The organism is Rubrivirga sp. SAORIC476, from assembly GCF_002283555.1.
Classification (GTDB): domain Bacteria; phylum Bacteroidota; class Rhodothermia; order Rhodothermales; family Rubricoccaceae; genus Rubrivirga.
Window position 1 is genome coordinate 1,196,329 of the sequence record NZ_MVOI01000003.1, and the last position, 20,990, is coordinate 1,217,318.

The window sequence follows — 20,990 nt, forward strand, 5'->3', positions numbered from 1 at the left end:
CCATGCGCCTCGTGCCCCTCGCGCTCGCCGCGCTCGTCCTCGCGCCGGCCGTCCACGCCCAGCAGGCCGTCCGCGACTCGCTGCTCCTGACGAGGACGATCCAGACCGCCTCGGTCGAGGGAGCGGACGCGCCGGGCTGCCGCTACACCTTAATCGCCTCCCATCCCGATGTGCTCGCAGGGACCGAGGCCGGGGCCTACGACTACGTCGGCACCAACCTCCGCGTCGCCTCGGCAGCCATGGACCTGCCCGAGGGACGGGTGGGCTTCGCCTCGTGGCAGGTCGAGGGCGTCGGCGACGAGTGCGGACCGCGCCTGGCCGCCTTCCGGGAGACCGTCGAGGCGCTCGACCCGTGGTATGCCCTCTACGACGCCCCGGCCGACACGACGGACTGGACCGACCTCATGGCCGACCTGCACGTGCCCCGCGTGCGGTCGTCGTCGTCGCCGAAGAACCGCGCGGGCGCGATCGGGCGGAACGAGTATGAGCTGCGGCGGCTGCAGGACCCGCGCACCGGCCGCATCCCCGAGAACATCCGCATGCGTGAGTTGGCGTTCGCAGAGCGGGTCCCATCGCGCGAGGAGGTCGACGGCCTCGCCGAGTCCCTGTTCGCCGAGACCTGGGCCCAGCGCGGCCCTCTCAACGTCGGCGGGCGGACGCGGGCGCTCGCGATCGACCTCAACTTCAACGGGGCCTCCAACCAGCGCGTCCTGGCGGGAGGCATCTCGGGTGGCATGTACCTCTCCGAGAACAACGGGACCAGCTGGCGCCTCACCTCGGACCTGTCCCAGTTCGCCAGCGTGACGGCACTGGCGCAGGACCCCAGCAACCGCTCGGTGTGGTACTACGGCACCGGAGAGTTGGAGGGCAACTCTGCGAGTGGGTCGGGCGCCTTCTTCGTCGGCGAGGGGATCTTCAAGTCCACCGACGGCGGGGAGACGTGGGCCCAGCTCCCGAGCACGGCCCAGGGCAGCCGCACGACCTTCGACCAGTTCTTCGACGTCGTCTGGAACGTCGCCGTCCACCCGACGAACGGGACAGTGCTGGCCGCGACCTACGGCGCCATCATGCGCTCGACCGACGGAGGCGCCTCCTGGCAGCAGGTCCTCGGCCGGTCCGCATCCCCGTTCAGCCGCGCCACCGACGTCACCTTCGCCTCCAACGGCACGGCCTACGCGGTGCTGAGCCGGAGTGGCGGCGGCTTCCCCGAGTACGGCGTCTACCGCTCCACCGATGGCGGGGCGACCTGGACCTCGATCAACCCGCCCACACTGACCGCCGACCCCTACCGGATGGTGGTCGCCGCGGCCCCCTCGGACCCGAACACGGCCTACGTCTTCGTCCAGAAGAACCAGGCAGGCAACGCCCCCGGCGACCACCAGCTCTTCCGCTACAACGCGGCGAGCAACACCTGGACGGAACGCTCGGCCGGTTTCCCGCACAGCCCCAGCATCTTCGGGGGCGAGTTCACGACCCAGGGCGGCTACGACATGGTCGTGGCCGTGAAGCCCGACGACCCGAACACGGTCTGGATCGGCGGCACCAACCTGTACCGCTCCACGGACGGAGGGGCGAGCTTCACCTGGGTGGCGGGCTACCACGCCGACGCGATGCAGCAGGGGCAGTGGCCCAACCACCACCCCGACCAGCACCGCGTCGTGTTCTACCCGAACAACCCGAACGCGATGATCTCGGGACACGACGGCGGCCTCTCGGTCACGACGAACGTGATGCAGCAGCCGCAGACCTGGACGCGGATCGTCGACGGGTACCTCACCACCCAGTTCTACGCGCTGGCCGTGGACCCGACGGCGGGCAGCGAGTTGCTGGTCGGCGGCCTGCAGGACAATGGCACCTGGCTCACCGAGAGCACCAGCAGCAGCCAGGACTGGATCGAGATCCTCACCGGCGACGGCGCCTTCGCAGCCGTCGCCCCGGGCGGCTTCCCGGTCTACGCCTCCTCCCAGAATGGCAACGTGATTCGGATCACGCAGACGGCGTACAGCTCCGTGGCGCCCGCTGGCGAGAGCAACTTCCTGTTCATCACGCCCTACCTGCTCGACCCCAACGACGCGCGCGTGATGTACCTCGCCGGGGGCAACGCCGTCTGGCGCAACAGCAACCTCGACGCCATCCCGGTCGGCAACCAGCCGACGTCGGTCAACTGGACCCGGCTGACGGCCTCGGCGGTCGGCACGCCGAGCACCCACCAGGTGACGGCGCTCGCAGTCTCCACGGCGCCCGCCAACCGCCTCTACTTCGGGGCGACGGACTACCAGACGCAGACTGTCCTCAAGCGCGTCGACAATGCAGCCTCGAACCCGGCGGGGACCGTCATCACGCCGGGGGGCCTGACGCAGGGCGCCTACCCGTCCTCGATCGCGGTCCACCCGTCCAACGCGGACGAGATCCTCGCCACGTTCTCGAACTATGGCATCGAGAGCGTCTGGCACTCGACTAACGGCGGGACGAGTTGGTCATCGGTGGAGGGCAACCTGGGCGGCGCCGACGGCCCGTCGGTGCGGTGGGCGACCATCGCGCCGTCGTCCAGCGGCACGGTCTACTTCCTGGCGACCAGCACCGGCGTGTATTCGACCCGCACGCTCAGCGGAGCCACCACGACGTGGGCGCAGGAAGGGACCTCAACCATCGGCAACGTGGTGACCAACATGATCGTCCACCGTCCCTCGGACGGGCTCGTGGTGGCCGGCACGCACGGCCGCGGCGCCTACAGCGCTACGCTCGGTCAGGCGGGGTCGGCCGCCGCCAGCGTCGACATCTCCCGCCTGGACATCGCTGCTCAGCCGGGCGCGACGGGGACGACCAGCTTCACGCTCCGAAACACCGGCTCCGCGGACCTGTCGTACTCCTTCTCCGCCACGCAGTCGGCGTTCGCGGCTCCGTCCGCCTCGGGGGCACGCCCGGCCCGGACGCTCGCCGAGGCCCGGGCGGCTCTCACCGAGGTGGGCCCGCCCCTCGCGCTGGGCCAGCGCGCCGTCACCCTCGGCCCCGGCGGCATCGAGCTGACCAGCCTCCCCGACGCCACCCTGATCCTCGACGACGGCAACAACACCGCCGACGACTTCGTGGGCTTCGGCGACGGCTCCTTCGTCGAGGTCGCCAACCAGTTCGACGTCACGGAAACCTTCCAGATCGAGCGCGTCCGGTTCTACATGCGGACCGAGAGCTACACCAGCAACACGGTCCTGATCTCGATCCTCGATGGCAGCGGCGTGAGCCTGCAGGAGAAGACGGTGGAGTTGGACCTCTCCCCCCAGGGCCGGTGGTACGTCGTCGCGCTCGACACCCCGCTCACCTTCAACCCCGGCGACACGTTCTACGTGGACGTGTTCATGCTCGGCCTGTACGCCTTCCCGGCGGGCGCCGACACCGACGCGCAGGTGCCGAACAAGAGCTTCTACTACGACCCCGACGTGGGGGGCTACGTCAACATCAACACCATCCCGGGCTTCCAGAACGGGGCGTTCCTGGTCCGGGCCATCGGGACCACCGGCGGCGCCAACCAGCCGCCCCTCGCGAACGGGACGATTTCGACCAACCAGCCCCAGGTAGGCCAGACGGTGACCTTCGACGCCTCGGCCTCGTCGGACCCCGACGGGACGATCACCGGCTACCTCTGGTCCTTCGGCGACGGCGCCACCAGCACCCAGGCCGTCGCGACCCATGCGTACGCGGCGGCGGGCACCTACACCGTGTCGCTCCAGGTCACGGACGACGACGGCGACACCGGACAGGTCTCGGCCCAGCTCACCGTAACAGGCGGCGGCGGCGGCAACCAGCCGCCGGTGGCCCGCGCGCAGGTCTCGACCAACTCGGCCCCCGTCGGGCAGTCGATCTCGTTCAACGCCTCCACCTCGTCGGACCCCGACGGCTCGGTCGTCGGCTACCTCTGGTCCTTCGGCGACGGCGCCACCAGCACCCAGGCCGTCGCGACCCACGCGTACGCGGCGGCGGGCACCTACACGCTCACGCTCACGGTGACCGACAACCTCGGCGCCACCGGGCAGGTCTCGGGGACGATCACCATCACGGGCGGGACCGGGCCGTCCCGGTTCACCGTGGCGCCCGCGCAAGGGACCGTGGCGCCGGGTGGCGCGCGCACCATCACGGTGTCGTTCGACTCGCAGGGACTCGCCGAGGGCACCTACCAGGGCACCGTCCAGATGGCCAGCAACGGCGGCAGCCTGTCGATCCCTGTCGACGTGCTCATCAATGGGTCGGTCGCCGTCGAGGAGACGCCCTCCGGGCGAGCGCGGCTTGCGCAGAACTATCCCAACCCGTTCCGCGACGGGACCACGATCCGCTACGAGTTGGACACCCAGGCCGAGGTCACGCTGGAGGTCTTCGACGTGACGGGCCGGCGCGTCCGGGTGCTCGACGCCGGGCAGCGGCCGGCCGGGGTCCACACGGTTGACTGGGACGGCCGCGACGTGGAAGGCTTGAGCGTCGCGAGCGGCCTCTACCTGTACCGTCTGGACGTGTCGACGCCTGGCGGCGCCCCGACGCGGCTCCAGAAAACGTTCGTCCTGGTCCGGTAACCCCATGCTCCGCGCTCTCCTCGCCCTCGCCCTGCTGCTCATCGCCGCCTGCTCGCCATCGCGCCAGGCGGGATCGGACGCGGGGGCGCCCCCTCCCGACTTCGTCGTCCTGTTCGGCCGGACCGGCGGGATGGCCGGGCAGATGCAGGGCCACACGATCCGCGCCGACGGGACGGTGCTGCGCTGGAACGGCCGGTCCCCCGAAGAGCACGTCCAGGCCGAGGGCCACCTCGACCCGGCCCAGATCGCGGCGCTCTGGGCGCGCGTCCAGGCTGCCGAGCTGTTCTCGATGCAGCGGCAGGACATGGACCCGACGGTCACCTTCGTCACCGTGACGGCCGACGGCGACAGCCGCCGCGTCGCGTGGCACACGCCGCTGAGCGAGACGCCGCCCGACACGCCGGTCCAGGCGCTCTACGACGACCTCATGGCGACGGCCCAGGCGGCGCTCGACGCGTAGCCCGCCCCGCCTCGGTGCCGAGGCGGGGCGACTCGCTACCGCCGCGCCTCGCCGAGCCGCCGCCGGAACGAGATGCCGAAGCCGATGCCCAGCAGGCCCGTCCCGAGCCACAGCAGCGAGATGAACGGCTTCTCGTAGGCCTGCACCACCACCCACTCCTCGGAGGCCACCGTGGCGCCCTCGAACACGAGCCGGATGGCGCCCTCGTCCACCACCATCCCGGCGAAGGCGGTCCCCAGGCCCCACTCCAGGTCGCGGTTCTGGACGTACTGCTGGCGGCGGTCCTGCGTGATGACGTACACCGGCCGCAGCAGGCGCGTCTCGCCGGTGGTCTCGTTGCGGACCTCCAGGCGCGCGGCCACCGCGAGGTCGACCGAGTCGCGCTCCAGGCCGACGGCGTCGAGGTCGACCTCCAGCTCGTAGTCCTGGAACGTGACCGTGAAGGCGTGGTCGTGAGCGGGCGTCGCCAGCTTGATCGAGTCGCCACGGGCAAGCGTCACCTCGGCGCGGCCCTCGGCCGGGTTCTCGCTCATGGCCGATGGGAAGACGGCCACGTAGAGATCCTTCGTGACGCCCTCCCGGACGTCCGGCTGCTGGATCCACTGGTCGCGGCCGTCCTTGTAGACCACGTTGCGCGTCTGGAACTGGCGCCCGTCGCGGTCCACCACGTCCATGACGTAGACCGGCCGGCCGTCCTCGTTGACCTCCTGGCCGGTGTAGGTCCAGCGGTAGCCATCCGCGGCGACGGTCCGCCCCAGCGGCACGACCACGTTCTCGCGGCTGCCCTGGATGTCCGTCCCGCCGCCGTCCGAGATCGGGTCGTTGAAGACGGAGGAGGCGAAGATGCCGAGCAGCATCAACCCGAAGCCGACGTGCGTCAGGCTCCCGCCGACCATCTTGAGGTTGCCGCGGCCGACCCGCCACATCACGCTCAGGTTGCCCCAGAGCATGAAGAAGGACGCGAAGAGCAGCAGCAGCAGCAGCAGGCTCGTGCCGTGCGTCTGGAAGAAGCCGACCCCCAGCACGCTCGCCCCGGCCACCGCAGGCGAGGCCGCCTCGGCGGAGGCAGGCAGCACTGTCTCCTGCACGAAGGGCGTCATCAGGACGACGGCCGCCGTGCTCACGACGGTCGCCAGGACCGGCCGGAAGAGCACCCGGTTGGCGTCCTCGACGGTCATCTTGCGCCACCAGAAGAGCTGCCCCATGCCCGCCAGGAACGCGATGCCGACGGCCAGCGGCAGCGTCCACGTGTTGTAGAACTCGATCGGGACCGCGCTCGGGTTGTCGCGAAACAGCTTGCCGAAGATGGGCGCCGACGTGCCCAGGGCGATCACGCCACCGGTCACGGCCAGCAGCAGCGCCCCCGTGAACACGAGCGACTCGCGGCTCAGGAGAGCCGGCGGCGTCGGGGGCGCCGGCAGGGAGCGCCAGCGCCACGCCAGCCCGCCGAAGCCGAGCAGGCCGATGGCCGTGATCCAGACCAGCAGTTGGTTGTACAGCCCGAGGTCGACGAAGCTGTGCACCGACACGTCGCCCAGGATACCCGAGCGCGTCAGGAACGTCGAGTAGATGACGAGTTGGAAGGCGAGCACGCTCAGCCAGAGCGCGGCCTTGTGGCCCGCGGCCGTCTTCTTCTGGACTACCATCGCGTGGAGCGCGGCCACGGCGAAGATCCACGGCACCAGCGACGAGTTCTCGACCGGGTCCCAGGCCCACCAGCCGCCGAAGCTGAGGGTCTCGTAGGCCCACCAGCCGCCCATCATGATGCCCACCCCCAGCACGCCGCAGCCGATCAGCGACCACGGCAGCGCGGGCTTCACCCACTGCGTGTAGCGGCCCCGGTACAGCCCCGCCACGGCGAACGCGAACGGCACCATCAGCAGCGTGAACCCGACGAACAGCGTCGGCGGGTGGATGGTCATCCAGGGGTTCTGCAGGAGGTCGTTGAGGCCCTGGCCGTCGGCCGGGACGTAGCCCGCCACCTGGAGCATGGGCGCGTCCGGGAACTTGTCGGCCAGCTTGACGAACGGGCTCGCGCCGATGGGCACCCCGCCCAGCTTGAGGCCCACGATCATCGACAGCAGGAACGCCTGGCAGAGCGACACGACGGCCAGCACCGGACCGGCGAAGGCGCGCCGCGCCTCTCGCGCCGCCTCGCTGCCATCGGTCCGCACCGACCACCGGATCAGCACCGCGCCCACGACGGCGGTCATAATGCCCCAGAGCAGCAACGAGCCTTCCTGGCCGGCCCAGAACGCCGAGAACTGGTACCGGAACGGCATCGCCTCGGAGGTCTGCTGGTAGACGTACGCCAGGTCGTAGTGGCCACCGAACAGGGCCGTCCACAGCATCGCCGAGGCGACCACGATGCCGGCGCCCATCACGGCCCAACTCCAGCGGCCGATCCGGGACCACGCCGCTTCGGAGTCCGCGTCGACGCGTGGGCGGGAGGCGAGCACGTAGGCGACGAGCGCCACCAGCGATGCCACGAAGGCGACGACGAGCGAGAAGTGACCGACGGGTCCGATCATCGAAAGGGGGTTTCAGCCTGGAATGAAACCTACGTGCGAGGGCCACGCGGTCGTGCGGACGGGGCGTGGATTCGGCGCACACACGCGGCCTCGGCAGGCGCACCGAGCGCCGGCACAGGCAACGTACGCCATCGCTGGACGCGGCCCCGCTCCGCAACGCGCTCTGCCTCGCGCGGCGAGACACGATCCGCGCGCACAGCGGTTTGCGCGGGGCACCGCGACGCGCGGGCTGCGTACGGCCCTCCCTCACCCCCTGCCTGCTCCATGTCCACCCCCCATCTCGGCGTCGTCGGCCTCGGCATCATGGGTCGCAACCTGGCCCTCAACGCGCTCGACAGCGGCACCACGGTCGTCGGCACCGATCTCGGCGAGGACGCCGTCCGCGGCTTCGAGGCCGAGGCGGCATCCGATGTGGTCGCCACCACCGACCTCGACGCCTTCCTCGACGCCCTCCCGACGCCCCGCAACATCCTTGTGATGGTGCCCGCCGGGAAGCCCGTCGACGCCGTGCTCGGCAGCCTCGCGCCCAAGCTCGCCGAGGGCGACCTCGTGATCGACGGCGGCAACTCGCACTTTCCGGACACGAGTCGCCGCCACGACGAGATGGCGGCGCAGGGCCTCCACTTCTTCGGCATGGGCGTCTCCGGCGGCGAGGACGGCGCGCGCCACGGGCCGAGCATGATGCCTGGCGGACCAAAGGAGCCGTACGCCCGCGTCGCCCCCATCCTCGAAGGCATGGCGGCGTCCGTCGACGGCGAGCCCTGCGTGGCCCACCTCGGCGCCGGGGCGTCTGGCCACTACGTCAAGATGGTCCACAACGGCATCGAGTACGGCCTGATGCAGCTCCTCGCCGAGGCCTACGACCTGATGAAGCGCGGCGCCGGGCTCGGCAACGACCGGATGGGCGACCTCTTCGCGGAGTGGAACACGGGCCCGCTCCGCTCCTACCTCGTCGAGATCACCGCCGACATCCTCCACCAGCCCGACACCGTCGAGGTCCAGCCCGACGAGATGCCGGGCCACGAGGGGCCGCCTGCGGGCATGACGGGCCGCTACCTGCTCGACTTCATCGCGGACACGGCCAACCAGAAGGGCACCGGCAAGTGGACTTCCCAGGATGCCCTCGACCTCGGCGTGCCGACACCGACCATCGACGTGGCCGTCACGGCGCGCTACCTCTCGGCGCTCAAGGACGAGCGCGTCGCCGCATCGGGGTTGCTCGGCACGCCCGCCGGACGGGCCGAGCGGCCCGACGACCTCGTCGCGGGCCTGGAGCGGGCGCTCCGCGCCGTCTTCCTGGTGACCTACGCGCAGGGCTTCGCCCTTCTCAAGCGCGCCTCGGACGCGTACGAGTACGGTCTCGACCCCGGCACCGTGGCCCGCATCTGGCGCGGCGGCTGCATCATCCGCGCCGACATGCTGGAGACCTTCCGCGAGGCCTTCCGCGCCGACCCGGACCTCCCGAACCTGCTCGTGGCGCCCGCCTTCACCGAGATCCTCACCGACTGCCGACACGCGCTCCGCGAGGTGGTCGCCCTCGGCGTCGGTGCAGGCATCCCGGTACCCGCCTTCTCGGCGTCGCTCGCCTACCTGGACGCCTACCGCTCCGAGTGGCTCCCCGCCAACCTCGTCGCCGCCCAGCGCGACTACTTCGGCGCCCACACCTTCGCGCGGATCGACAAGGACGGCATGTTCCACTCTCAGTGGGATCCGGCGGGCCTGTAGGGACGGGGCCGCCGTGGGGACGTCAGAGTGCGGTGTCCGCCTGCGCCCCCCGGCGGTTCCCCCGACTCGACCCTTGTCCCCCGAACCCTGATCTCGAATGACCTCCGTCCAGCTCGTCCTCTTCGGCGCCGCCGGCGACCTCGCCCACCGGAAGCTCCTCCCGGCCCTCTACGACCTCTACCGGGAGGGCCGCCTGCCCGCCGAGGTGGACATCATCGGCGTCGACCTCGCCGAGATGGACTCGGACTCGTTCACGGCCTTCGCCTGCGACGCCGCCGACACGCTCGGCCGGTTCTTCCCCAAAGACGTCGATGCGGACAGCTGGACGGCCTTCGCGCAGGGCCTCAGCTACGTCCAGGGCGACGCGACGAAGCCGGAGACGTTCGAGCGGCTGGCCGCCCACCTCGACGAGACCGCGCCCGAAGGCGAGCGACCCGAGCGCGTCTACTACCTGTCCGTCGCGCCTTTCCTCGTCGACCCGATCGTGACCGGCCTCAGCACGGCGGGCCTGCTGGCCGACGTGGACCGCGACCGGTTCGTGGTCGAGAAGCCGTTCGGGCGCGACATCGAGAGCGCGCGCGCGCTCGACAAGGTGCTCCTCCAGACGGCCGACGAGCGGCAGGTCTACCGCATCGACCACTACCTGGGCAAGGAGACGGTCCAGAACCTGCTCGCCTTCCGCTTCGCGAACGCCCTCTTCGAGCCCATCTGGGACGCCCGCTACGTGGACCACGTCCAGATCACGGTCTCCGAGACGGTCGGCGTGGAGCATCGCGGCGGGTACTACGAGAAGGCGGGCGCGCTGCGCGACATGGTCCAGAACCACCTCCTCCAACTCCTCTGCCTCGTGGCGATGGAGCCCCCGGTCGCGTTCCAGGCCGACGAGGTCCGCAACAAAAAGGTCGACGTGCTGAAGGCGGTCCGCCCGATCACGACCGACCGGATCCACGAGGTCGCGGTCCGCGGCCAGTATGGCGAGGGCTACCTCGCCGGGGAGCGCGTGGCCGGGTACCGGCAAGAGCCTAAGGTGGCGCCGCACTCGACGACCGAGACGTACGCGGCGCTCAAGCTGGAGGTCGACAACTGGCGCTGGCACGGGGTCCCGTTCTACCTCCGCACAGGCAAGCGGATGCCGCGGCGCGTGTCCGAGATCTCGGTCCAGTTCCGGCCCGTCCCGCACCGCGCGTTCCCGTCCGGCGCCGACGAGGCGTGGCAGCCCAACCGGCTCGTGCTGCGGATCCAGCCCGACGAGGGCATCGTGCTCCGCTTCCAGGCCAAGCGCCCCGGCCCGTCGATGCTGCTCCGCCCGGTGTCGATGCGGTTCGACTACGAGGACGCCTTCGAGACGCCGCCGGACGCCTACGAGACGCTCCTGCTGGACGCCATCCGCGGCGACGCGACGCTCTTCATGCGCGCCGACCAGGTGGAGCAGGCCTGGAAGGTGGTCGACCCCGTGCTCCAGGCCTGGGCGGACTCGCCGCCCGCGGAGTTCCCCAACTACGCCTCCGGCACCTGGGGCCCCGCCGCCGCCGACCGTCTGCTCGCCCGCGACGGCCGCGCGTGGTTCGAGCCTCTCCCGCCGGACGCCACGCCCCCCGGCATCGCCCCCGAGGCGGTCGCGGACGCCGGCAAGTGAGCCCGCCTCGGGCAGCGGCCCGGGCGCCCGACGCTGTGAGGACTCGGGCAAGCACCACCGCCGGGTTGTGTGCAGTGATATATGAGTGGTAGCCTTCTTGGCCCAGGCTTTCACCCCATCGTCGTGCACCGACTCCTCCTGGCCTTCCTGGTCGCTCTCGTCGCCCTCACCCCGCTGGTCGCCGAGGCCCAGGACCCGCCCATCCGGTGGGGACGCCTCTCCGACACGGAGAAGACCATCGACAGCTGGCCCGACGACCCGGACGCGTCGGCCATCGTCCTGGGCGACGTCGGGTTCTCAGAGGTCCGCATCGACGGCGGGCGCGGGGTCACCTTCCGCCTGCGCCATCACAAGCGCGTCAAGGTGCTCGACGCCGACGGCTACGGGCTCGGCGAGTTCAGCCTCCGGTTCCGCGCCGACCGCGGCACCGACGTGCGGCGGATCCGCGCGCAGACGTTCGTGCCCGACGGCGAGGGCGACTTCCGGCGGGTGGAGCTCTCCGGCCGCGACATCTTCGACGACGAGGTGGAGGACGGCATCCGCGAGGTCCGCTTCTCGATGCCCGCGCTCGCGCCCGGCGCCATCTTCGAGTACGAGTACACCTACGAGACCGAGTCCATCACGGTGCTCCCGACGTGGACCTTCCAGTCCGAGGAGCCGACACTGGTGAGCGAGCTCCGCTTCGAGACGCCGCAGTTCTTCGACTACGTGTCCATCCTCCAGGGCGACCACATCGAGACGATGCCCCAGGAGCAGGTCAACGGGATGGACTTCAACGCCGTCAAGTCGCGCTGGGTGGCCCGCGACGTGCCCGCCCTCCGCGACGAGCCCTACACGACCACCGAGGCGGACTACATCGAGCGGATCGGCTTCCAGCTCAGCCGCGTCAACCGCCTCGACGGCTTCGTGGACCAGGTGCTGACGACCTGGGAGACGGTCGCCCAGGAACTCCGCGACAACGCGTCGTTCGGGCGCCGCATGGAGCGCAACCCGCGCGTTCGGGAGATCGCGGAGAGCGTCGAGGGCACGCCGGCCGAGAAGGCGCGGGCGCTCTACGACATCGTCCGGCGGGACTACGTGTGGACCGGCCGCGGCGGCATCTTCGCCGAGCGCGACCTGGACGACGTGGTGCAGACGAAGTCGGGCTCGGAGGCCGAGCTGACGTTTCTGCTGCTGGAGATGTTCGAGGAGGCGGGCATCCCGGCCCAGCCGGTCATCCTCTCGGGCCGCTCGAACGGGCGGGCCATCCGGCAGTACCCCATCGTCAGCCAGTTCGACACCATCCTGGCACTCGTCCAGATCCCGGGCGAGGCGCCGGAGCTGCTCTCGCCGCTCAACCGCCACCGCCCCTACGGCCAGATCCCGGAGGACGCGCTCAACGAGAACGCCTGGATCGCCGACGCCGACGGTCCGGCCTGGATCGCGTTCGACGCCCCTGGCGGCACGGCCACGACCACGTTCATCAGCGGGACGCTGACCGAGGACGGCGGGCTCACCGGCGACCTCCAGCTCCGCCTCACCGGCTACGACGCCTTCGACGCGCGCGTCCGCCTCTCGGAGGCCGAGTCCGGGTCGCCCTCCGACGCCGCCGAGGCGGTCGAGGAGACGGCCGATGCCGAGGAGGATGTCGAGATCGATGTCGTTGAGGTCATCGGCGTCGACACGCCCGAGGAGCCGCTCAGCGTCAAGGCGACGTTCGTGGCGCCCTCCGCCGAGGTCGTCGGCGACGAGATGTACGTCTCGCCCTTCGTGGCGATGCAGCTCGACGAGAACCCCTTCGAGCGCGAGACGCGCACCTTCCCCGTCGACTTCGCCTACCCCTTCACACGCACCTACGTCGCCGACATCACGGTGCCCGAGGGCTGGGAGCCGATCGACCTGCCGGACCCGGTCCAGATGACCATTCCCAGCCGCGTGGTCACCTACACCCGCACCATGGCGCCGCGACCGGGCGGCCTCCAGGTCCGCGCCGTGCTGACGGTGGCGGCCTCGAAGGTCCAGCCCGTCGAGTACCCGGCCCTCCGGGACCTCTACGACGAGATCGTGGCCGCCGAGACCGAGGCCGTCGTGATCGCACGGGTGGCGGAGGCCGCCGCCGAGGCGCCGGTGGACGAGGTGACCGACGAGGCCCCCGAGGCGGTGGAGGACGGACAGTGAGCCTGCGCCCTCTCCTCCTCGCTCTGATCGGGCTGCTCCTCGCCGCGCCCACCGAGGCCCAGTCGTGGCCGGTCGGCGTGGACGTGCTGATGGCGTCCGGTGGCGCCCCCGTCGTGGTGCGCCGTTACCACACCGTCTACGAGGTGTCGGCGCCGGACCGCGCGCGGACGCGGGTCCGCCTGGTGATGACGGCCATGAACGCGGCCGGGCGCGAGGCCGTCGGCGAGTTGCGCGTGGTGCACGGCGGCTTCCGGCGGCTGCGCTCCTTCGAGGGGACGCTCTATGACGCCGCCGGCAACGAGATCCGTCGGCTCGGGCGCCGCGAGGACGAGGACCGCGTGCTGGACACCCTCTACGACGACCTCCGCCTGCGCGAGGGCTCGCTCTACGCCGACCAGTACCCGTTCACGGTCGAGTGGGAGTACGAGATCGAACACCGCGGCGTGCTCGGCTGGCCGACGTGGCGCCCGCAGAACCGCGGCTGGCCCGTCCAGGACGCGTCGTTCCGGCTGGAGGTCCCCGCCGGGACCACCGTCCGCCAGCAGGCGCGCGACCTCGCCGACGCCGCGACGATCCTGAACGAGGGCCGCCGCGACACCTACGTCTGGCACGTCGCCGACGCCGCGGTGCGCGAGCCGGAACCCTTCGGGCCGCCGTGGTGGGAGCAGGTGCCCGAGCTGCGCCTGGGCACCGACCGCTTCGAGATCGGCGACGCGCCGGGCCGCCTCGACTCGTGGGCCACGTTCGGCACCTGGTACGGCGACCTCGGCGAGGGGCGCCGCAGCCTCCCCCCCGCCGCCGTCGCCGATGTGTATCGGGTGGTCGAGGGCGCGCAGACCGACGCCGAGAAGGTGCGCCGCCTGTACCGCCATCTCCAGCAGACGACCCGCTACGTGTCGGTCCAGCTCGGCCTGGGCGGCTGGCAGCCGTTCGACGCGGCCTACGTCTTCGAGCGCCGCTACGGCGACTGCAAGGCGCTCACGAACTACATGCAGGCGATGCTCGATGCCGTCGGCATCGAGGCCCACCCCGTGCTCATCGAGGCGGGCGAGGACGGCTCGGACCTCCGGGAGGACTTCCCCGACAACGCCTTCAACCACGTCATCCTGCGGGTGCCGCTCGCCGAGCCCGCCATGCGGATCCCGGCGCTGGTGGACGGCGCGGTGTGGCTGGAGTGCACGAGCCCGTACGCCGCCTTCGGTCACCTCGGCGCGTTCACCGAGGGCCGCCCCGGCCTGCTGGTGGATGGCGCCGCGAGCCGCATCATCCAGACGCCCGTCTCGGGGCCCGAGACCAACTGGACGCGCCGCGAGGCCACCGTCACGCTCGACGCCCGGGGCCGCGCCGAGGCGGACGTCCGCTGGCTGCTCCACGGCGAGGAGCGGACCGACGCCATCGTCGCGCTCGACCGCGCCACCGAGGCCGAGCGGGGCATCGTGCTACGCCGCGTGACGGGGCTGCCCAGTCTCGACGTGCTGGACCTCGACCTGGGCCGCCTCGCCGAGCGGCCGGACACGCTCGCGCTGGCGGCACGCCTCGACGTGGCCCACGCTGCGCGCCGCGCCGGGAGCCGCCTTCTGCTCAACCTCGTCCCCCTCTCACCCGCGGTCGCGGTGCCGACCGCGATGGACGAGCCGCGCACCCAGCCGGTCCGCCTCGGCACCGCCACCGCCGAGCGCGACTCGGTCCGCTTCCTCCTTCCCGAAGGGTACGCGGCCGACAACCTGCCCGAACCCGTCGAGTTGGAGAGCCCCGTCGGGCGCTACCGCCTCACGGCCTCCCCCGACGGCGACGCGCTGGTGGTCGTCCGCGAACTGGTGGTCGACGCGCCCAACCAGCCCGCCGAGGCCTACGATGCCATCCGCGACTTCTTCCAGTCGGTCGCCGAGGCGGACGGGGCGCGGGCGGTGGTGCGACGGAAGTAGGTCTAGACCGCGCGCGCTCTCGTCAGCCCTCTCCCAACTGACGGCTGCGCTCGGTGGCCATGGCGACGGTGTCGATGAACATCGACCGGAGGCCCTGCTTCTCCAGCTCGGCGACGGCCGTGATGGTGGTCCCGCCGGGCGTGGTCACCTGATCGCGCAGGATGGCCGGGTGCTCGCCGGTCTCGATGGCGAGGCGCGCGGCGCCGAGGACGGTCTGCATCGAGAGCCGCCGGGAGGTGGTCCGCGGGAGGCCCTGCTTGACGCCCGCGTCCGTGAGCGCCTCGATGACCATGAACACGTAGGCCGGGCCACTGCCCGAGAGACCCGTCACGGCGTCCATCAGGTGCTCGGGGACGACCTCCACCACGCGGCCGACGGCCAGGAAGATCTCCCGCGCCAGCGCCACGTGCGCCTCGGTAGCGTGCGCGCCCGGCGCGATGGCCGTCGCCCCCTCGTCCACCAGCGCGGGCGTGTTGGGCATCGCGCGGACCACCGGCAGGTCCTGCCCGAGCGCCTCCGCCAGCGAGGCCGTCGTGACGCCCGCGAGCGTCGAGAGCACCAGCGTACCGGGGGCGACGTGGTCGCGGATCTCGGCGAACAGGTCGGCGGCGTTCTGCGGCTTCACCGCCACCAGCACGACGGTCGCGCCGGTGACCGCGGCCGGGTTGTCGGTCGTGACGTGGATGCCGGGGGCCTTCTCGGCGAGCGCGGCGAGGGCGTCCTCCGAGCGGCGCGTCGCGCGGATGCGGTCGGCCGAGAGGTCGCCGCCGCGCAGGAGGCCGCCGATGAGGGCCCGGCCGATGTTGCCGGCCCCGAGGACGGCGAGGGTCTGGTCGAGAAGCATGGGAGTCGGTCTGGAGGACGCGCCAGACTAACCGGAACGGCCGCGGCGAAAGCCCTCCGGCGCGCTCTTCACCGAACCCACAGGGCACCGGCGGCGGGGCGCCCGGTGCGACCCGCCGCCGTGTCGCATCTTGTCGGTCCCTCCCGACCCCTGCACTCATGGCCCTCCACGCCGTCATCATGGCCGGTGGCATCGGCAGCCGGTTCTGGCCGCGCAGCCGCCGCTCGCACCCGAAGCAGTTCCTCGACGTGTTCGGCGACACGTCGCTGATCCAGAACACGTTCGCCCGGCTGCAACCGCTGGTCGCGTCCGAGAACGTGCTCGTGGTCACGAATGCGGACTACGTCGAGAAGACGCAGCAGCACCTCCCGGCCGTGCCGGCGGCGAACATCCTCGGCGAGCCCGTCGCCCGCAACACGGCGCCCTGCATCGCGCTCGCGGCGGCCAAGCTGCTCGCCGAGGACCCGGACGCGACCATGCTCGTGCTCCCGGCCGACCACCTGATCGCCAACGTCCAGCGCTTCCACACCGTCCTCCGCGTCGCCGTCGAGGCGGCACAGGGCGACGGCGACGGGCCGGCGCCGCTCGTCACCATCGGCATCCGCCCGACGCACCCGGAGACGGGCTACGGCTACATCCAGTTCGACGCCGACGGCGACCTCGACGGCGTCGCCGACGACGGCCCGGCGGACGCGCCGCGCGCCCACGAGGTGCTCACGTTCGCCGAGAAGCCGGACCTCCAGACCGCCGAACGCTTCCTCGACGCGGGCGACTTCCTCTGGAACTCGGGCATGTTCATCTGGCGAGCCGACGCCATCCTGGCCGCCTTCGAGCGCTACCTCCCGAAGGTCCACCGCCTCTTTGCCCCGCTCGCCGACGCCTTCGGCACCGACCGCGAGGCGGAGGCCATCGCGGAGGCCTACGAGCAGAGCCCCAAGATCTCGATCGACTACGGCATCATGGAGCAGTCCGACCGCGTGCTCGTCGTGCCGGGCTCGTTCGGCTGGAGCGACGTCGGCGACTGGCGCGCGGTCCACGAACTCTCGGCTCAGGACGACGCAGGCAACCGCTCCGAGGGCAACGTGATCCTCAAGGACACGTCCCGCAGCTTCGCCCGCAGCTCGGACGGCCGCCTGCTCGTGCTCGTCGGGATGCAGGACGCGCTGGTGGTCGACACCGGCGACGCGGTCCTCGTCTGCCACCGCGAGGAGGCGCAGAAGGTCAAGGACGTCGTCGACTTCCTCGACCTCCACGGTATGGCGGACTACCTGTGACGTGAGGAGCCCCGCCTCGGGGTCGCCGTCGGCCACCCGAGGCGGGTCTACTGGCCGATGGGCGAGCCCGGCGGAGGCGTCGGCGGGGTCACGTCGGCAGCCTCGTCGTGGTCGCGGTCCAGGAAGCGGGTGATGCGGCGCCCCAGCCAGCGCTCGAAGACGGCGTCCTCCCGCGGACCGTCGGGGTCGGCGCCTGCCATCTCGGTCAGCGCCGCCTCGGACGCGGCACGGACGGTCGGGGCGGCGTCGGCGTCGGCCGCGAGGGCCATCAGCGCGTCGACCCAGGCCGTGAGGACGGTCCGGCGGATCTCCTCGTGGTAGGCATCGGGGGCGGGCGTCATCCAGAGCATCCCGCCGGTCCGGTCGATGAGGTCCACGAAGCTTGGGAGCGTCGAGTCGAGGTCGTGCTGGTAGGCGAGGCGCGCGGCGCGGTCGGCGTCGAAGAGGTAGCCGAACGTGAGCCGGGCGGCCGTCTCGGCTGGTGCGACCGGGTCGAAGGTCAGGCCCGTCCGCCCGTCGAACAGCTCGCGCGTGGCGCCGAAGCCCGGCGGGCGCGGCGGGATCGCACGGGCGGCGGACGGGAGCGCCAGCGCCTCGGGCGTGACGGTCGCGAGCAGCGCGTCGATGGCCGCCAGTTGGGTCTCCCCATCGACAGGCGTCGGGGGCGCCTCGCCGTCACCGCGCGCCGTGTACCCGTAGGCCACGCCGCCGACGAGGTGCGCGGTCGCATCCACCTGGTAGCGGTGGCGGAGGTAGAGGGGAACGAGGACCTCCTCGGCCGTCGCGAGCGGCCGGCCGGTGCGGATCACGTCGTCGCCGAAGCGGTCGAGCGCGGCGCGGCGGACGGCCATCTCGTCGCGGAGCGCCCGCACGGCGTCGGCGCCGTTGTCCCAGAGGGCGCCCGTGGGCGAGGCCGCGCCGGTGGGCCGCGCGTCGGCGTCGGTGATGTAGCGCAGGCCGCGGTCGCGGTTCTCCGCCAGCACCCGGTCCGCCTCGGCGTCGTCGCGGACGTAGCCGTAGCGCACCGCCTGGATGTCCCACTCGCCCATGCCGACCGCATACGCGTCCGACACGTCGATGCGGCCGTCCGTCAGCGTCGCCAGCGGGGCCGGGTAGTCCATCACCGACGTGCGGCCCTGGGTGCTCCCGGCGAAGTTGTGCGCCAGCCCGATCGTGTGGCCGACCTCGTGGGCCGAGAGCTGCCGGAGGCGGGCCAGCGCGAGCGCCAGCATCGGGTCGTCCTCGGGCGCGAACCCGGCCGCGTCCGCGCCGACGTACGGCGCGAGCAGGCCCTCCGCGATCAGGTAGTCCTGGCGGACGCGGAGCGAGCCCAGCGACACGTGGCCCTTCAGGATCTCGCCCGTCCGCGGGTCGGTCACCGACGCGCCGTAGCTCCACCCGCGTGTCGCCCGGTGGACCCACTGGATCACGTTGACGCGCACGTCGAGGGGGTCGAGCGAGTCGGGCATCACCTCGACCCGGTAGGCGTCGCGCCAACCGGCCGCCTCGAACGCCTCGGCCCACCAGCGGGCGCCGTCCAGCAACGCGCTGCGGACGGGCTCCGGCGTCCCGGGATCGAGGTAGTAGACGATGGGCTCGACCGGGTCGCACATCCCGCTCGCGTCGGGCGGCGCCGCGCAGGTCAGGCGGTGGCGCGTGACCACGCGCTGCACCACGTCCTCGCCGATGGGCACGGCGTAGTCGGCGTAGGTGAACGGGAAGTAGCCCGAGGCGGGCGCGAAGGCGCGCGGCACGTACCCATCGTCGGGAAGCTGGACGAACGAGTGCCGCACGCGGACGGTCACGGCCTGCGGGTCGGCCGCCACGTCGCGGACGTAGCGGCCGGGCTGGCTGCTCGCGAACGTCAGCCGGGCCTCCAGCTCGGTGTTCTCCGGGAAGCCCTTCAGCATCTCCGGGACAGGGGCGCTGCGGCTCTTGTCGAGCGCGAACGTCCCCTGGCCGGTCTGCCGGAGTTGGTCCGCGACCCCATGCGCGTCGCGGACGACGAAGTCGGTGGCGTCGATCAGCACGCGCCCGTCACTGGCCGCGGCGACGTCGAAGCCCCAGACGACCGACGGCGCGAAGGCGTCGGCGACGGCGGTGCGCTCCGCCGCGTTGTCGGTCCCGGCGCGGAAGCGCAGGTTGGGCTGCACGAGCAGCACCTTCCGCCCGACCCGCTCGAACCGGACGACCCGCTCACCTCCTAACTGCCCACGGTCCAGCCCCACATCGTTCGACCCCAGCCCGGCCGCCAGCGCGACGCTGTAGAGCAGGTCGGTGTCGAGGGGAACGGAGAGCCAGATCGTGCCCTGGTCGGCGTCCCACCAGACCGGCACGAAGCCGCCTTGCCGCTCCAGCCCGGCCGTCTTGGCGTCGATGGCCGGCAGCCCCGACCTCGGCGAGTCACTCGGGGGGGCCACCGAGGCAGGCGCGGCGCACCCGGCGGCGACGAGGACGAGGGCGGCAGCGAGAAGGCGAGACATGGCGGGCGGCGGTGCGGTCCGCCCAATCTAGGCGGGCGGGTCCAGGCCGAGCACCGGGGGAAGCCGGTCCCGCAGCAGGCGGACGAGGGCCGGGTCCATGACCGCATAGTCGTCCGGAATGCCGAGCACGACGACCCGCGTGTCGGCCAGGAGCGGACCGAAAGCCCGTAGGAGACGGCGGCGATGCGAGGCCTCGAACGCGACCACCACGTCGGCCCACTCCACGAGGTCGGCGGAGACGCGCGCCTCGGCGTCGGGCGCGGTCCCGGCGGAGACGGCCTCCACGTCCGGCCAGTCCGCGACGACGGACTCGGCGGTGGGGCTGCGGAGCCGGTTGCGGCTGCAGACGAACAGGACGCGGAGCGGAGACGCCAAGGACTCGGAGAGCGGCAGGGGGACGCCCAACCTAGTCCGGCGCCCGCCCCTCGCGGGCCGCTCGGATCGGGTACGTTCCGGGCGCACCCTTCCCCCACCTGTGGACACCGGCTCCGTTCTCTCTACCATCGCCGCTGAGGTCCAGCCGCTCGTCGGGCAGGGCGCGGTGGCGAGCTACATCCCGCCCCTCGCCGCCATCGACCCGGCCCGGTTCGGGCTGGCCGTCCGCGCCACGGACGGCGCCGAGCACGCCGTCGGCGACGCGACGGAGCGGTTCTCGATCCAGAGCATCGCCAAGGTGCTGTCGCTGGCCGTGGCGATGGACCTCGAAGGCGACACCCTGTGGGCGCGCGTCGGGCGGGAGCCCTCCGGCACGGCGTTCAACTCGCTCGTCCAGCTGGAGGCGGACGGCGGCGTCCCCCGCAACCCGATGATCAACGCGGGCGCGCTGGTCGTGATGGACGCCGTGCTGGCGCACACCGGGCCGGACGCGACGCCGGTCCTCGACCTCGTCCGCGCAGCGACCGACGACGCGACGCTGACCGTGGACGGTGCGGTGGCGGAGGCGGAGATCGCGACGGCCCATCGCACGCGCGCCCTGGCGCACTACCTGAAGGCCTTCGGCACGCTCCGCGGCGACCCCGACACGGTCGTGGAGGCGTACTGCCGCCTGTGCGCGCTGTCGATGAGCTGCGTCGAGCTGTGCCGGGCATTCACCTTCCTGGCGACCGGCGGGCACGCGCCCTCCGGCCAGCAGGTCATCTCGACGCGTCAGGCGAAGCGGCTCAACGCCATCATGCTCACATGCGGCGTCTACGACGAGGCGGGCGACTTCGCGTACCGCGTCGGGCTACCCGCCAAGAGCGGGGTCGGCGGAGGGATCGTGGCCGTGATGCCCGGCGAGTTCGTCGCCGCGACGTGGTCGCCCGGCCTCGGCCCACGCGGCAACTCGGTCGCGGGCACGATGGCGCTGGAACTGCTCACGACCTACACCGGCCGTTCCGTCTTCTGAGCGCCGCGG

At 72.0% G+C, this 20,990-nt stretch carries 12 protein-coding genes; 8 read left to right on the forward strand and 4 right to left on the reverse strand.

What is annotated here, in order from left to right; genetic code table 11:
* The first annotated feature begins 2 nt into the window (after positions 1 to 2).
* The gene (locus B1759_RS06875; protein WP_095514277.1) at positions 3 to 4,559 is read left to right on the forward strand and encodes a PKD domain-containing protein; all 4,557 of its coding nucleotides are present in this window, start codon (positions 3 to 5) and stop codon (positions 4,557 to 4,559) included.
* 4 nt (positions 4,560 to 4,563) lie between these two features.
* Positions 4,564 to 5,019 carry a hypothetical protein gene (locus B1759_RS06880; protein ID WP_095514278.1) on the forward strand — a complete coding sequence of 152 codons (456 nt, stop codon included), beginning with the start codon at positions 4,564 to 4,566 and terminating at the stop codon, positions 5,017 to 5,019.
* 35 nt (positions 5,020 to 5,054) lie between these two features.
* On the opposite strand, the gene B1759_RS06885 is transcribed toward B1759_RS06880, so the two are convergent.
* Complete coding sequence (locus B1759_RS06885) at positions 5,055 to 7,550, reverse strand: heme lyase CcmF/NrfE family subunit (protein WP_095514279.1); 2,496 nt, start codon at positions 7,548 to 7,550, stop codon at positions 5,055 to 5,057.
* 264 nt (positions 7,551 to 7,814) lie between these two features.
* Here B1759_RS06885 and gndA point away from each other — a divergent pair, with 264 nt between their 5' ends.
* The 4 genes from gndA to B1759_RS06905 all read left to right on the forward strand — a co-directional run bounded on the left by gndA (position 7,815) and on the right by B1759_RS06905 (position 14,993).
* Complete coding sequence (gene gndA / locus B1759_RS06890) at positions 7,815 to 9,275, forward strand: NADP-dependent phosphogluconate dehydrogenase (protein WP_095514280.1); 1,461 nt, start codon at positions 7,815 to 7,817, stop codon at positions 9,273 to 9,275.
* A gap of 97 nt (positions 9,276 to 9,372) precedes the next feature.
* Complete coding sequence (gene zwf / locus B1759_RS06895; protein ID WP_095514281.1) at positions 9,373 to 10,911, forward strand: glucose-6-phosphate dehydrogenase; 1,539 nt, start codon at positions 9,373 to 9,375, stop codon at positions 10,909 to 10,911.
* Positions 10,912 to 11,034: 123 nt separating this feature from the next.
* Positions 11,035 to 13,068 (forward strand): DUF3857 domain-containing protein, encoded by a 2,034-nt coding sequence (locus tag B1759_RS06900; RefSeq protein WP_158225156.1) that lies wholly within the window; start codon positions 11,035 to 11,037, stop codon positions 13,066 to 13,068.
* Complete coding sequence (locus B1759_RS06905; RefSeq protein WP_095514283.1) at positions 13,065 to 14,993, forward strand: DUF3857 domain-containing protein; 1,929 nt, start codon at positions 13,065 to 13,067, stop codon at positions 14,991 to 14,993. The genes B1759_RS06900 and B1759_RS06905 overlap by 4 nt, the downstream gene beginning before the upstream one ends.
* 22 nt (positions 14,994 to 15,015) lie before the next feature.
* Here B1759_RS06905 and proC read toward each other — a convergent pair whose 3' ends face one another.
* Positions 15,016 to 15,837: a pyrroline-5-carboxylate reductase gene (gene proC / locus B1759_RS06910; protein ID WP_095514284.1), complete on the reverse strand. Its 822-nt coding sequence runs from the start codon at positions 15,835 to 15,837 to the stop codon at positions 15,016 to 15,018.
* A 158-nt stretch (positions 15,838 to 15,995) separates the two neighbouring features.
* Between proC and B1759_RS06915 the strand changes: the two genes are divergently transcribed.
* Entirely contained in the window at positions 15,996 to 17,111 is a 1,116-nt protein-coding gene (locus B1759_RS06915; protein ID WP_095514285.1) for a mannose-1-phosphate guanylyltransferase, read from the forward strand.
* Positions 17,112 to 17,158: 47 nt separating this feature from the next.
* Here the strand turns inward: B1759_RS06915 and B1759_RS06920 are convergent, their stop codons facing one another.
* Together B1759_RS06920 and B1759_RS06925 are read right to left on the reverse strand one after the other, a co-directional pair.
* Positions 17,159 to 19,594 (reverse strand): zinc-dependent metalloprotease, encoded by a 2,436-nt coding sequence (locus B1759_RS06920; protein ID WP_095514286.1) that lies wholly within the window; start codon positions 19,592 to 19,594, stop codon positions 17,159 to 17,161.
* 27 nt (positions 19,595 to 19,621) lie between these two features.
* Complete coding sequence (locus B1759_RS06925) at positions 19,622 to 19,969, reverse strand: low molecular weight protein tyrosine phosphatase family protein (RefSeq protein ID WP_095514287.1); 348 nt, start codon at positions 19,967 to 19,969, stop codon at positions 19,622 to 19,624.
* Between the two features lie 100 nt (positions 19,970 to 20,069).
* Here B1759_RS06925 and B1759_RS06930 point away from each other — a divergent pair, with 100 nt between their 5' ends.
* Entirely contained in the window at positions 20,070 to 20,981 is a 912-nt protein-coding gene (locus tag B1759_RS06930; protein WP_095514288.1) for a glutaminase, read from the forward strand.
* The last annotated feature ends 9 nt before the right edge of the window (positions 20,982 to 20,990 follow it).